Raw genomic sequence first — 13,469 nt, forward strand, 5'->3', positions numbered from 1 at the left:
GATCGCTAGCGATCATGTGAAATGCGAAGATGCGCGTTGATGCTATATGCATGGACGCAACCTCCCGGTACCGGAGAACATCATGTCCCATCCCGCTCTGTCCCCAGGTTCTGTTGCCGTCATCACCGGAGGCGCCTCGGGCATCGGCCTTGCCGCGGCGACGGCCTTTACGCGGCTGGGCCTGCGCATTTGCATTGTCGATCTCGGCGAGGATCGCCTGACGGACGCGGCCGGCAAAATCGCCAGCGTGGCGCGCGGCGGACGTGACGATGTGATGACAGCCGCGGTCGATGTCAGTGATGTCGCCGCGATGACCGGCCTCGCGGCCGATGTGCAGGCCCGTTTCGGCAGCTGCGATGTGCTGATGAACAATGCCGGCATTCAGGTGCCGACCTCGGCGCTCGGTCCGCGCGAGAATTGGGAGCGGCTGCTCGGCGTCAATCTGTGGGGCATCGTCAATGGTTGTCAGGCCTTCGCTGTGGACATGATCGCGCGCAAGCGGCCGGGCCTGATCATCAATACGGGCTCCAAGCAGGGCATCACAACGCCGCCCGGCAATCCCGCCTACAATGTCTCCAAGGCCGGCGTGAAAGCCTATACCGAAGCGCTGGCGCACGAGCTGCGCAACACCGTGGGATGTCAGGTCTCCGCACATCTGCTGATCCCCGGCTTTGTCTTCACGCCGCTCGCAGTTGGCGGGCGCAGCGAGAAGCCGGATGCAGCGTGGACAGCCGAGCAGACCGTGGACTTCATGATGCAACGACTCGACGCCGGCGACTTCTATATCCTGTGTCCGGACAACGACGTGCCGCGCGCACTCGACGAACGCCGCATGTTGTGGGCCATCGGCGACGTCGTGGAAAATCGACCGGCGCTGTCGCGCTGGCATCCCGATTATGCCGATGCCTTCGCCGAATTCGTGAAACACAAATAGAATAACAAGGGAGAAACGCAGTGGATTACGTGAAATTTGGAAACACCGGCCTGGACGTCTCGCGTCTGTGTCTGGGCTGCATGACCTATGGCGTCTCCGATCGCGGCGCGCATGCATGGACGCTGGACGAGGACAAGAGCCGGCCGCTGATCAAGCAGGCGATTGAGCTCGGCATCAATTTCTTCGACACGGCGAATGTCTATTCGGATGGCACCTCGGAAGAGATCGTCGGTCGCGCGCTGAAGGACTTCACGCGCCGTGACGATGTGGTGCTGGCGACCAAGGTCTTCAACCGGATGCGGCCGGGACCGAACGGGGCAGGCCTGTCGCGCAAGGCGATCATGACCGAGGTCGATCACAGCCTGCGCCGGCTCGGCACCGATTATATCGATCTCTACCAGATCCATCGCCTCGACAAGAACACGCCCCTCGAGGAGACGCTTGAAGCGCTGCATGACCTCGTGAAAGCCGGCAAGGTCCGCTATATCGGCGCGTCCAGCATGTATGCATGGCAATTCTCCAAGGCGCTCTATACCTCGCGGCTGAACGGTTGGACTGAATTTGTCAGCATGCAGAACCATGTCAATCTGCTGAACCGCGAGGAAGAGCGCGAGATGCTGCCGCTCTGCGCCGACCAGAAGATCGCGGTCATGCCGTGGAGCCCGCTGGCGCGCGGGCGCCTGACGCGGGCCTGGGACGAGACCAGCGAGCGTCAAAATACCGATGAATTCGGCAAGACGCTCTATGTGCAGTCCGAGGAGTCCGATCGCAAGATCGTCGAGCAGGTTGCTGCCGTCGCCAAGGCGCGCGGCGTTCCGCAGGCGCAGGTCGCGATGGCCTGGCTGCTGCAGAAAAAAGGCATCACCTCACCGATCATCGGTGCATCGAAGCCGGCGCATCTGACCGATGCGGTGGCGGCGCTGTCGTTGAAGCTGACGAGTGAGGAGATCGCCTCGCTCGAAGCGCCCTATGTGCCGCATGCGGTGGCAGGGTTCGGTTAGTGTTGGCTTAGAAAGCTAGAATCGATGGTGATGCGCTCGCACCCCTCCTCACGTCATTGCCGGGCTTGACCCGGCAATCCAACTTCAGGCCGCATGTTCGAGCGTTGGGCGAGGATGGATATGCGGGTCAAGCCCGCGTATGACGACCGAGTGGAGGGGCGCCTTGCCTGTCTAATGAAACGACGTTCGTCTCAGCTATACCGCTTCTCCTGCCCATCATCGGCATACCAGTCGAACGGCTCGTCCGAGAGATTGACGATCACGTTCTGGATCTGGGTGTATTCCTCATAGGCGACAATGCCGTTCTCGCGGCCGATGCCGCTCATCTTGAAGCCGCCCCAGGGCGAGCAGGGATCGATGCGGTGGTGGTCGTTGATCCAGACGATGCCGCTCTCGAGCTGATGTGCCACGCGGTGCGCGCGGGTGACGTCGCGGGTCCAGATCGAGGTGGCCAACCCGAACTCGGTGCCGTTGGACAGCGCGATGGCTTCCTCTTCGGTGTCGAACGGGATCACAACGACGACCGGCCCGAAGATCTCTTCCTGCGCAATGCGCATGCTGCCAGTCACGTTCGTGAAGATCGTCGGCTGATGATAATAGCCGTTCTCGAAGGCCTTGCCGTCCGGCCGCTTGCCGCCCGCGGCGAGCGTCGCACCTTCCTCGAGTCCGATCTTGACGTAGCGTTCGGTCAGCTCGCGCTGCTTGGCCGAGACCAGCGGGCCCATCTGCGTCGCCATGTCCTGCGGATCGCCGATCCGGATCGCGTTAGTGCGCTTCACCAGTTCGGCGACCACGGTGTCATGCACGGAACGTTGCACTAGCAGCCGCGCACCCTGGACGCAGGTCTGACCGGTTGCGATGAACGAGGCGAACAGGGCCGCCGCGACGCCGCGCTCGATGGGTGTATCATCGAACAGGATGACCGCGGCCTTGCCGCCAAGCTCGGCTGCGACCTTGGTGAGGTTGGCGCCAGCCATGGACGCCACCATCTTGCCGGTCTCGGTGCCGCCGGTGAGGTCGATCTTCTTGATGCGCTTGCTGGTGGTCAGCGCCTTGCCGGCGGTGGCTCCATAGCCGGGCACGACATTGTAGACGCCGTCGGGCACGCCGGCTTCCTTGAAGATATCACCGAGCAGCAGAGGTGTGATCGGCGCCAATTCGCTCGGCTTCACCACCATCGTATTGCCCGCCGCCATCGACGGCGCGATCTTCTTGGTGAGGATCAGCAACGGATGATTCCATGGCGTCACATGGCCGACGACGCCGAGCGGGACCCGGCGGGTATAATTCAGGAAGTTGCCGCCGAACGGCGGCACGGTGTCCTCATGAGTGCGCGCCAGAGCGCCGAAATAGCGAAACCATTCCGGCAGCCGGCCTAGCTGGGCGGTCATTTCGCGGCGGGCGCGGCCGATCTGATCGACCTCGATGGTCACCAGTTCGGGGAGCTTTTTGGCCAGAAGTTCGCCGGCCCGGTGCATGATGTCGCCGCGGACCGCGCCCGGTGTCGCCGCCCAGATTTTGCCGGCGCGTTCGGCGGCGTCGATGGCCAGATCGATATCCTTTTCGTCCCCCTCGGCGACATCGGCCAGATGGCTGCAGTCCTTCGGGTTCTCGATCTTGATGGTACGGCCGGTCGAGGCTGGCTGAAACCGGCCATTGATATAAAGCCCGAACGGGCGACCATCGTTCATCATTGGCATGTCCTTGAATTTGCATCGTGATCGGCCTGACGGCGGTAGCCGGTTCGGCGGACTATGACTAATCAGAAACAGGTGATTTTGCGATCAACGCGCGGTTGCAGCGCGGTGATTGAAACGGGTCGCTTAAACCGATTGCAGAAAGTCGCTTGTGGATTCTTTGAGCCCGGAAAGGCGCTCTTAACCGGTATTCATGCACGTTGGCGATGACGCCAACGACTCCGGTATCGTTTAATATTGATGCAACGCTCAGCCGATTATTGAAGGCAACCGAAAGCGCGGCAGGAGATTTTTTCAATGACCAAGTTAGACGCGGAAGTCGACGATCTCATCGCCGCCTGCCACGGCGACACCCGCGGTACCGTGGCAGCACTCATTCTTGTCAATCAGCAACTCGAGACCGAACTGGCCGAGCTGCGTGCGCAGATGGCCGCACGGCCGTTCGATGAGCAGATGGCGCACGCCGTTCTGCACTGATTGGTGACTTGATGCAGCGCAAGTGCGCCACAAGATTCGCGGTGTATAAATTCAATCTCGGCTGGGATTCGGAGCGCCCTTTTGGCGTAATCGAAATTCCGGGATGGAGGTTTGAATGCCCAGACAATTTGGATTGAAGTCGACATCGATTGCAGCGTCGACGCCCGCGACGGCGTGCAAAACAACGCTTGGCCTGATCGGATGGATGTTTGCGCCGAAGAACCGCGTGTCGCGTGGCGCCGCACCGGTGAGGCGCTCATCGGCATACACGGCGCTGCCCTATGCGCCAGCAAGCTGGCGCGGCTCCCGTGGCCGGCGATCGGTCTCGGTCAACTGAAATCCGTGTGACGTCGCGCTAGCGTGTCGAGCGTTTGTCCGGTGTGGCTCGTTCCTTAATTGGCGGCTCTTCCAGAAATTTGTTGGTCGGGGATGGGTCGTCCGTCAGCCAGTCCACGAAGTGGACGGCATTCTCGATCCAGTCCATCAATCTCGTCCAGGCGCGTGTCAGGGCATGTGGCATACCGATTAGTCGCAGATAGCGCGGCTCGGGTTCAGTGGAGCAGCAAGAGCAGTGGATTGGGCTGTCAGGCGGCCTTCATCATTGTCGGCTTATCGTTTCCAGTTGTGCAGTCGGCAGCGATCCGATCGTCACCCAGTTGCCTGCGACGCAGGGCGGACTGCATCTTGCCGAACACCTCGACGACAGTACGGAGCTCCTTGCGCAGCTCTTCGATCTGCGTCGGCTTCGGTCTCTCGTGATATCACAAATACCCGGCCGCGGCGACGATCTCCGGCGAAAGCGGCGCCTTCAGCTTGATGGCGAGCACCAGTCCTTCTCCGATCGCCTGTTACGTTTTCGCTGATGAATTGCGGTAGCTGCCGTCTGAGCCTGCCGACCCGTCGAATTTCATCCGCGCGGAGCAGGCGCAATCTCAGCCGGCATAATATCGTGCCCATCGCTATGTGTTAGCGCACTCAGGTCGAATGTCTCTCCGCGAATGCGCGATAGGGTGGACAAGGCGCGGTCGCGATCACTTTCCAGAAGCTGACCGAGATGTGTGACAGCAGCGTTTGGCTTGCGCTGCCGGATCGCCTTCAATGTCGACGCCATTAGGTCGGCGCTGAGTCGGCGGATGTCGCGGGTCTGATAGTCCAGCGGCGTCTTCCATATGGTTTCCCATACGGTTTGATTGGCAAGGTCGGTGAGCAGTTCGACGAGCAGTTCGTTGCCCGAGCCGCGCGCAATGGTCTTTACCGCGCGCGTCGTGGTGTGTGCGAAAGCCATTGGATCATCGACCTCGACTGCGACTCTCAACTCGTCGCAGCGGCGCGCCAGTGTGTCGATGAAGCTTTCGACCGGCGTGGTCGCCATGGTGCGCACCGCCAGCATCGACAGTGCGGTGCGGACATTAAACAGGTCAGCCACCGATTTGAGTGACAGCGGTCTGATATAGGCGCCGCGCCGCGGAAAGATGTCGACCAGGCGCCGGCGCTCGAGAATGCGGATCGCTTCACGGATTGGGCCACGGCTGACGCCGAAATCGCGCGCGAGGTCGAGTTCGACAAGACGCTCGCCCGCTTTGCGACGGCCGGAGACGATTTCGGCACCGAGTTCCTCCGCAACCTGGTCGGGGATCGTACGCGGTGCAAATCTCCGTTCGACGTCGTGCTGGTTATCGTTGAATGGCCTGCGAAGTGTCGCTGCCATGGCTGCCTCCTGTCGATGCACGCTTGCCGCGTCATACGGTCCTGTCTACCGCAGAAGTCAATTGTTGACAATTGACAGTCGATGACCTTTCATTGGGTTACTGTCGCTTCAATACATACCGGCTCAAGCCGGACCGCGATGGAACGTCCCGATGCAAGATCTGCAGAACAGGGATGGCAAGGGAGGTGAACATGGCGGCTCTGTTTGCGTCGGCGCATGTCCGACTGACAACAGCCCAACAGACACGCGTCTGCGGCTTTCATCCGTATGTGCAAGTGCAGCACCGGCAAACCCTGCAGCAGCGGATGAGGCGCGGCGTCATTGGTCGTGTTCTGGCTGGCGAAGCGCAATGACAGGTGCGATCGACATCTCCGCTCCCACGGCAACGCGCGTTGCTGGAATGCCCGACGCGGGCGTTTCGCCGCAGCCGCTGCTGGAAGTACGCGATCTCTCGCTGTCATTCGCGACGGCGCGTGGCGCATTGCCGATCACCCGGAACGTAAATTTCACCATCGCGCCGGGCGAGCGCGTCGGTCTGGTCGGAGAGAGCGGATGCGGCAAGACCGTTACCGGACTCTCGCTGCTGCGACTGTTGCCGCCGCAATCGGCGCGGATCGAAGGTGATATTCTGTTCAACGGAACCAATCTGGCCACGCTGTCGCCGCGGCGCATGCGCGCCGTGCGCGGGCGCGAGATTGCGATGATCTTCCAGGAGCCTATGAGCGCGCTTGATCCTGTCTTCACGGTTGGCGACCAGATCAGCGAAGCCTATCGCATCCATTTTCCGGTCAGTCGCGCGGAGGGGCGCGAGCGCGCCATCGCTGCGTTGCGTGAAGTCGGTATCCCCGCGCCGGAACGCCGCTGCGACGAATATCCGCATCAACTCTCGGGCGGTATGCGCCAGCGCGTGATGATCGCGATGGCGTTGATCTGCAAGCCGAAGCTGCTGGTCGCCGACGAGCCGACCACGGCGCTCGATGTCACGGTGCAGGCACAGATCACCGATCTCTTGCGTTCGTTGAGCGAGCGCACCGGTACGGCATTGATCTTCATTACCCATGATCTTGGCGTCGTCGCCGAAACCTGCACCCGCATGATCACCATGTATGCCGGTGAGGTCGTCGAGGACGCGCCGGTGGATGACGTGCTGACGCGGCCACGTCATCCCTATACATCCGGACTGCTGCGCTCGCTGCCTAGCCTCAGCCCGCGCCGCGGCGTGCTGGCCTCGATCCCAGGTCGTGTGCCATCGCCGAATGCGATGCCGGCCGGCTGCCGCTTCCGATCACGTTGCACGCATGCCGTGGCAGGCTGCGAGCAGAGCCAGCCGATGGTCGAGATCGAAAGCGGTCGTACTGCGCGCTGCTGGCGTGCTCCCGAACTCGTGCTGCCGGGAGCGGTGAATTAATGTCAGGCATGCGGAGCCACAAGCGGGACAGCGGCGGGATTCTCGCAGTGCGTGACTTGCGGATCCTGTTTCCGACCCGCGATGGCCGCGACACAGTCAAGGCGATCGACGGCATGGATTTCGAGGTCCGCGCTGGCGAGACCTTCGGCATTATCGGCGAGTCTGGCTCGGGCAAGACCACGCTCGGCCGTGCGCTGGTGTCGCTGCTGCCGCCGAGCCACGGCCAAATTCTGCATGACGGCACCGATCCGGCTGCCCTCAGCACAAGCGCATTCCGCAAGCACCGCCGCGATTACCAGATTATCTTCCAGGATCCGAATGCCGCGCTCAATCCGCGCATGACGATCATCGACAGCGTGGTCGAGCCGCTGGAGATCATGGGCGAAGGCGATCATGTCTCGCGCCATCGCCGTGGCATCGAGGTGCTGGAGCGCGTCGGCCTTGCCGCCGAAGCCGCCGATCGCTATCCGCATCAGCTGTCCGGCGGCCAGAAGCAGCGCGTTAACATCGCGCGCGTGCTGACGTTGCGGCCCAAGGTCATCGTTTGCGACGAGGTGGTGGCGGCGCTCGACGTCTCCATCCGCGGCGACGTGCTCAATCTGTTTGCCGATCTGCAGCGCGAATTCGGCCTGACCTATGTGTTTATCACCCATGACATCTCGGTGGTCTCGCACATCTCCGACCGTATCGCCGTCACCTATCTCGGCAAGCTGATGGAGCTCGGTCCGACCGAGGACGTGGTCGAGCGGCCACTGCATCCCTATACGCGTGCGCTGTTGTCGGCCGAGCCGATCCCGTTGCCGTCGCATTTGCGGGTCGACCGCCGCATCATTCTCGAAGGTGAAATTCCGAGCCCGGTGGCACCACCATCGGGTTGCCGTTTCCGCACGCGCTGCCCGTCGGTGCAACCGCGTTGCGCCAAAGAAGTGCCAGCCTGGCGCGACGTCAAGCCGGGACATCGCGTGGCCTGTCATTTCGCCACGGCGGACGGGCCACCACCAGACAATCAAAAAGCGCAACGCGCATCATAATCATCGGGAGATTTTCAAATGAAGACAATTGATCTGGGCAAGCAAACATTGCGCCGCCGTGACATGCTGGCGCTGATGGGCGGCGCTGCCGCCACCGGCGCGCTCGGCCTGCCTGCTTGGGCGCTGGAGGCCAAGAAAGGCGGCGTGCTGAAGGTCGCCGCGCCGGCCAATCCGTCGTCGCTCGATCCCGCCACCGGCGGCGCCGGCTCCGACCACAGCATCCTCTGGACCATGTATGACACGCTGGTGGAGTGGGATTACGAGACGCTGAAGCCGAAGCCGGGGATGGCGAAATGGGCGTTCCCCGATCCGAAGACCATGGTGCTCGACATCAGCGCCGGCATCAAATTCCACGATGGCACACCGATGGATGCCGAGGCCGTCAAATTCAACCTCGAGCGCAACCGCACCGATCAGCGCTCCAACGTCAAGCCCGATCTCTCCAGCGTGGAAGCGGTTGAGGTGACCGGTTCGCTGCAGGTCACGCTGAAGCTTAAGAATCCCGACACCGCGCTGCCGGCCATTCTGTCGGACCGTGCTGGCATGATGGTGTCGCCGACCAATATCAAGGCGCTCGGCAATGAGACCGACCGCAAGCCGGTCGGCGCCGGGCCGTGGAAATTCGTACGCTGGAACGACAACGAGATCATCGTCGTCACCCGCCATGATCAGTACTGGCGCCAGGGGCGGCCCTATCTGGACGGCATCGAATTCAACATCATTCCGGAAAACGCTACCGCTTTGCGTTCGGTCGTCGCCGGCCAGAACGATATGGCGTTCCAGCTGCCGGCGCGATTGAAGCCGGTGATCGAGCGCGCCAAGAATCTGGAAACCGTCAGCTCGCCGACATTGTATTGCATTCAGGTCTACTTCAATTACGGCCGCGCACCGCTCGACAACGTCAAGGTCCGTCAGGCGATCAACTTCGCGCTCGACCGCGATGCTTTCGTCAAGGCGGCGCTCAACGGCCTTGGCGAACCGGCGCGCATGACGCTGCCGAGCTCGCACTGGGCATTCAACAAGGACGTCGCGGGGATGTATCCCAACAATACGGAGAAAGCGAAGCAGCTGCTCGCCGAGGCCGGCTACAAGGATGGTCTCGAACTGACCATAGGCGGCTATATGGATCAGGATTCCGTGCGGCGTGGCGAGGTGATCCAGGATCAGCTCGGCAAGGCTGGTATCCGCCTGAAATTCACCCGCGGCACCATCGCCGAAATCAGCGCGCAGTTCTTTGCCACCGAGAAAAAGTTCGACCTTCTTGTCTCGGCATGGACCGGGCGTCCGGATCCGAGCATGACCTACGGGCTGAGCTTCGACAAAGGCGCTTATTACAATGCGGGCCGCAGCGGTGAGCCGGAGTTGTCGAAGTTGATCCAGGAGAGCCGTGTCAGCGAAGATCTCGCCAAGCGCGCCGATGTGTTCGCCAAGATCCAGAAATTCACGGTGGAGAACGCCCTGTCGGCACCGCTCGCATTCCAGTTTGAACTCGATGCGCTGTCCGCCAAGGTGAAGGGCTTCAAGCCCAATCTGCTCGGCAAGCCGAAATTCGAAAACATCTCGCTCGGCTAATCCGTCCGACACAGCAACCGGCGCCGCGATCATCGCGGCGTCCCTAACTGGTGTGAATTGCGCATGTTGAATTCCGGACGTCTCCGCATCATCGGTCGTCGCCTGCTGCAGGCAATCCCGGTGGTGGTGCTGTCGACCTTCATCGTGTTCGGCCTGCTCAAACTGGTGCCGGGCGATGTTGCGGTGACGCTTGCTGGCGACAATGCGTCGGAGCAGCGGATCGCCGAAATCCGCGAGCTCTATGGCCTGAACCAGCCGTTCCTGCTGCAATATGGCTCATGGCTCTGGAAGGCGGCGCATGGCGATCTCTCCAGCTCGCTGATTTCCAACGAAGCGGTGCTGACCTCGATCCAGCGCTGCCTGCCGCATACGCTGCTGATCGTCGCACTCGCGCTGTTCATGGCGATGTTGGTCGGCATCCCCCTGGGCATTGCCGCGGCAACCAAGCCCGGCTCGTGGATCGACGGCTTCGTCATGGCGATTGCCTCACTCGGTGTCGCCGTGCCGAATTTCTGGCTCGGCATGCTGCTGGTGGCGTTCTTCTCGCTGCAGCTCAATTGGCTGCCGGCCACGGGTGCGGTATCGCTCATGAAAGATCCGTGGGCGTCGCTCAGTCATGCCATCCTGCCGGCGGTAGCGCTCGCGTCCGGAGGCATTGCCGAGGTGGCGCGGCAATTGCGGTCGTCACTCGTCGAGATACTGTCGTCGCAACAGGTTCGCACGCTGCACGCCAAGGGGTTGCCGCCATCGTCGATCCTGTGGCGTCACGGCTTGAAGAATGTCAGCGTCAACCTGCTCACCGTCGTCAGCCTGCTCGCGAACCGCCTGCTCGCGGCGACCGTCGTGGTCGAGGCCGTGTTCGCGATTCCCGGCATGGGCGGGTTGATCGTCAACGGCGCGATGAACCGCGATTTCCCCGTGGTGCAGGGCGTGGTGTTCACCATGGTCCTGATTGTCGTCACGCTCAATCTGCTCACAGACATTCTGTACAGCGTCCTCGATCCGAGGATTTCATCATGACGGATGCTGTGATGGCGCCCGAGCGCCGGCCGGGACGTTTCTCGGGTTTTGTACGCTGGTTCGTCAGTGATCTACGCGGCGCTTTCAGCCTGACTTTCCTCGTCGCGCTGTTCACGATCTCGGTCCTCGGCCCGTGGATCTCGCCATACGCGCCGGCCGCACAGGATCTCGACGCGGCGTTGGCGACCATGTCGACTCAACATTGGCTGGGCGCCGACGATCTCGGTCGCGATACGCTCAGCCGCCTGATCTATGGCGGTATGGCGTCGCTCTATGCGAGCTTCCTTGCGGTCACGATCGCCGTTCTGATCGGCGTGCCTGTCGGCATTCTCGCCGGCTATCTTGGCGGCTGGGTCGATACGGTGATCAGCCGTGTTATCGACAGCTTCCTGTCGTTCCCGGCCATCGTGCTGGCGATCGCCGTGACAGGTGCGCTCGGCATCGGCCTCACGAACGGCATGATCTCGGTTGGCATCGTGTTTTCGCCGCAACTGGCGCGCCTCGTCCGGGCGCGCACGCTGGTGGTGCGCAATGAGCTTTATGTCGATGCCGCGCGTTGCTTCGGCGGATCAACGCCACGCATTCTTTGGCGTCACGTGCTGCCGAACGCGATCCAGCCCGTCATCGTGCAGGTCACGCTGTTGCTGGCCGCGGCGCTGCTGGCGGAAGCGAGCCTCAGTTTCCTCGGCCTCGGCATCCAGCCGCCGGATCCGAGCTGGGGCTCGATGCTGGCGCGCGCCTATCAGAACATGGAAATCGCGCCCGAGCAGATGTATCCGCCCGGCCTCGCCATCCTGTTCACTGCACTGGCCTTCAACACACTGGGTGAATCGCTGCGCGTAGCGCTCGACCCGACCATGAAACGTAATTGACCAAGACCAAGAACAAGGAAGACGGTGATGACCGCAAGCGCCAAAGAAACTGAATATCTCGCCATGCTGCACGAGCTGTGGGCTAAGGCCTGGCCGAAGGGCACGCCGGACAAGCCGCAATATCTGCATGGCGAGGTGGCGCTCACCGAATATTTGCGCGCGTGGGCCAAGCGTAATCCTGAAAAGCCTGCGGTGATCTTTTACGGTCACGTCACCACCTATGCCGAACTCGACGCGCAGAGTGATCGCTTCGCAGCGTTGCTGATGGAGAAGGGCGTCCGCAAGGGCGACCGTGTCGCGGTGTTCCTGCCGAACTGCCCGCAATTCCATATCGTGTTCTTCGGCATCCTCAAGCTCGGCGCCATTCATGTGCCAGTGAGCCCGCTGTCACGCGCGTTCGAATTGTCCTACGAGTTGAATGATACCGACGCCGAGGTCATCGTGGCGCTGGATCAATTGGCGCCTGTGGTCGACCAGGTGCGGAGCGAGTCCAAGCTGCGCGAAGTGATCGTTACCAGTTTTGCGGATGTGCTTCCGGCCAGGCCGACCATTCCCGTTCCAGACTCGATCAGTGCGCCGCGCATTGCCATCTCAGGTGCGACCGATCTGTTACCGGCGCTGGCTGCGCTGCCCGCGCCAAAGCCGCTGCCGCCCGCCGGGCTCGATGATATCGCTGCGCTGAATTACACCGGTGGCACCACCGGCATGCCGAAGGGCTGCGTGCACACCCAGCGCGATATGGTCTATACGGCCGCCGCCAATCACGGCATCTCTGTCGTTGCCAATGAAGATAGCGTCTTTCTGTCGTTCTTCCCGGAGTTCTGGATTGCGGGCGAGAATTTCGGCCTGATCTTCCCGATGTTTACGGGCGCAACGCTTGTCCTGCTGGCGCGCTGGGATGCGATCGGGGCACTGTCGGCAATCGATCGCTACAAGGTCAATGTCACTGCGATGCCGGTGGATGGCGCCGTCGAGCTGATGGATCATCCGCGGTTCGGGGAATTCGACCTGTCGTCGCTTAATCAGGTGCGTGTCGTATCCTTCGTGAAGAAGCTCAATCCGGCCTATCGCAAGCGCTGGAAGGATCTCACGGGCACGATCCTTACGGAGGCTTCGTGGGGAATGACGGAGACCCATACATCCAACACCCTCACGGCCGGCTTCCAGGATGATGATTTCGATCTGCTGTCGCAGCCGATCTTCGTTGGGCTCCCGGTGCCCGGCGCGGAGTTCAAGATCACCGATTTCGAGACAGGTGAACTCGTGCCGCTCGGCGGCGAGGGCGAGATTCGCGTTCGCACGCCGTCGCTGCTGAAGAGCTACTGGAATAAGCCGGAAGCAACAGCGGAGTCGTTGATCGATGGCTGGCTGCGCACCGGTGATATCGGCACCATCGATACCGACGGCTTCCTGCATTTCCTCGGTCGTCGCAAAGAGATGCTGAAGGTCAAGGGTATGAGCGTATTCCCGCCGGAGATCGAGGCGCTGCTCGGTCAGCATCCGAAGGTTCTCGGATCGGGCGTGGTCGGTCGCGAAGACGCCAGCAAGGGGCAAGTGCCGGTCGCCTTCATCCAGCTCAAGCCAGAAGAGAGGGGCACCATTACGGCAGCCGAACTGCAGGCGTGGTGTGCCGAACGGATGGCCGTCTACAAGGTGCCTGAGATCCGCATTATCGACGCGCTGCCGATGACCGGCACCGGCAAGGTGAAGAAGCAGGAACTCGACGCCAACGCGCCGCAGTAAATCGAA

General features: G+C 61.8%; 12 protein-coding genes. 10 read left to right on the plus strand and 2 right to left on the minus strand.

The features are described 5' to 3' along the window. The first annotated feature begins 82 nt into the window (after nt 1-82). Nucleotides 83-934, plus strand: coding sequence for an SDR family NAD(P)-dependent oxidoreductase (locus tag AB7813_RS28385; RefSeq protein ID WP_439063170.1), 852 nt, complete (start codon nt 83-85; stop codon nt 932-934). 20 nt (nt 935-954) lie between these two features. Then, nucleotides 955-1,935, plus strand: a complete 981-nt coding sequence (locus AB7813_RS28390; RefSeq protein WP_439063171.1) for an aldo/keto reductase — start codon at nt 955-957, stop codon at nt 1,933-1,935. A 191-nt stretch (nt 1,936-2,126) separates the two neighbouring features. On the opposite strand, the gene AB7813_RS28395 is transcribed toward AB7813_RS28390, so the two are convergent. Beyond that, nucleotides 2,127-3,629 (minus strand): aldehyde dehydrogenase, encoded by a 1,503-nt coding sequence (locus AB7813_RS28395; RefSeq protein ID WP_439063172.1) that lies wholly within the window; start codon nt 3,627-3,629, stop codon nt 2,127-2,129. A gap of 300 nt (nt 3,630-3,929) precedes the next feature. Here AB7813_RS28395 and AB7813_RS28400 point away from each other — a divergent pair, with 300 nt between their 5' ends. Continuing rightward, the gene (locus tag AB7813_RS28400; protein ID WP_089268001.1) at nt 3,930-4,109 is read left to right on the plus strand and encodes a hypothetical protein; all 180 of its coding nucleotides are present in this window, start codon (nt 3,930-3,932) and stop codon (nt 4,107-4,109) included. Between the two features lie 111 nt (nt 4,110-4,220). Further along, nucleotides 4,221-4,457 carry a hypothetical protein gene (locus AB7813_RS28405; protein ID WP_439063173.1) on the plus strand — a complete coding sequence of 79 codons (237 nt, stop codon included), beginning with the start codon at nt 4,221-4,223 and terminating at the stop codon, nt 4,455-4,457. A gap of 559 nt (nt 4,458-5,016) precedes the next feature. Here the strand turns inward: AB7813_RS28405 and AB7813_RS28410 are convergent. Further along, nucleotides 5,017-5,817, minus strand: coding sequence for a GntR family transcriptional regulator (locus AB7813_RS28410; protein ID WP_120288833.1), 801 nt, complete (start codon nt 5,815-5,817; stop codon nt 5,017-5,019). Between the two features lie 349 nt (nt 5,818-6,166). Between AB7813_RS28410 and AB7813_RS28415 the strand changes: the two genes are divergently transcribed. The 6 genes from AB7813_RS28415 (at nt 6,167) to AB7813_RS28440 (ending at nt 13,463) form a co-directional block, all read left to right on the plus strand. Then, nucleotides 6,167-7,225, plus strand: a complete 1,059-nt coding sequence (locus tag AB7813_RS28415) for an ABC transporter ATP-binding protein (protein ID WP_439063174.1) — start codon at nt 6,167-6,169, stop codon at nt 7,223-7,225. Between the two features lie 8 nt (nt 7,226-7,233). Further along, nucleotides 7,234-8,256 (plus strand): ABC transporter ATP-binding protein, encoded by a 1,023-nt coding sequence (locus tag AB7813_RS28420; protein WP_439064581.1) that lies wholly within the window; start codon nt 7,234-7,236, stop codon nt 8,254-8,256. 18 nt (nt 8,257-8,274) lie between these two features. Continuing rightward, a complete protein-coding gene (locus tag AB7813_RS28425) occupies nt 8,275-9,828 on the plus strand; it encodes an ABC transporter substrate-binding protein (protein ID WP_439063175.1) in 1,554 nt (517 codons plus the stop codon). A gap of 63 nt (nt 9,829-9,891) precedes the next feature. Continuing rightward, on the plus strand, nt 9,892-10,848 hold the full coding sequence (locus tag AB7813_RS28430; protein WP_068737345.1) for an ABC transporter permease: 957 nt from the start codon (nt 9,892-9,894) through the stop codon (nt 10,846-10,848). Further along, nucleotides 10,845-11,720, plus strand: a complete 876-nt coding sequence (locus tag AB7813_RS28435) for an ABC transporter permease (protein WP_120288836.1) — start codon at nt 10,845-10,847, stop codon at nt 11,718-11,720. The genes AB7813_RS28430 and AB7813_RS28435 overlap by 4 nt, the downstream gene beginning before the upstream one ends. Nucleotides 11,721-11,747: 27 nt before the next feature. Next, on the plus strand, nt 11,748-13,463 hold the full coding sequence (locus tag AB7813_RS28440) for an AMP-binding protein (RefSeq protein ID WP_439063176.1): 1,716 nt from the start codon (nt 11,748-11,750) through the stop codon (nt 13,461-13,463). Nucleotides 13,464-13,469: the final 6 nt, after the last annotated feature.

This window comes from Tardiphaga sp. 20_F10_N6_6 (assembly GCF_052076045.1).
GTDB lineage: Bacteria > Pseudomonadota > Alphaproteobacteria > Rhizobiales > Xanthobacteraceae > Tardiphaga > Tardiphaga robiniae.

Bases quoted from the DNA above. Each gene is read 5' to 3' on its own strand.
- AB7813_RS28385 (WP_439063170.1), top strand. From the start codon at position 83: ATGTCCCATCCCGCTCTGTCCCCAGGTTCTGTTGCCGTCATCACCGGA.
- AB7813_RS28395 (WP_439063172.1), bottom strand. From the start codon at position 3,629: ATGATGAACGATGGTCGCCCGTTCGGGCTTTATATCAATGGCCGGTTT.
- AB7813_RS28400 (WP_089268001.1), top strand. From the start codon at position 3,930: ATGACCAAGTTAGACGCGGAAGTCGACGATCTCATCGCCGCCTGCCAC.
- AB7813_RS28410 (WP_120288833.1), bottom strand. From the start codon at position 5,817: ATGGCAGCGACACTTCGCAGGCCATTCAACGATAACCAGCACGACGTC.
- AB7813_RS28415 (WP_439063174.1), top strand. From the start codon at position 6,167: ATGACAGGTGCGATCGACATCTCCGCTCCCACGGCAACGCGCGTTGCT.
- AB7813_RS28420 (WP_439064581.1), top strand. From the start codon at position 7,234: ATGCGGAGCCACAAGCGGGACAGCGGCGGGATTCTCGCAGTGCGTGAC.
- AB7813_RS28425 (WP_439063175.1), top strand. From the start codon at position 8,275: ATGAAGACAATTGATCTGGGCAAGCAAACATTGCGCCGCCGTGACATG.
- AB7813_RS28430 (WP_068737345.1), top strand. From the start codon at position 9,892: ATGTTGAATTCCGGACGTCTCCGCATCATCGGTCGTCGCCTGCTGCAG.
- AB7813_RS28435 (WP_120288836.1), top strand. From the start codon at position 10,845: ATGACGGATGCTGTGATGGCGCCCGAGCGCCGGCCGGGACGTTTCTCG.
- AB7813_RS28440 (WP_439063176.1), top strand. From the start codon at position 11,748: ATGACCGCAAGCGCCAAAGAAACTGAATATCTCGCCATGCTGCACGAG.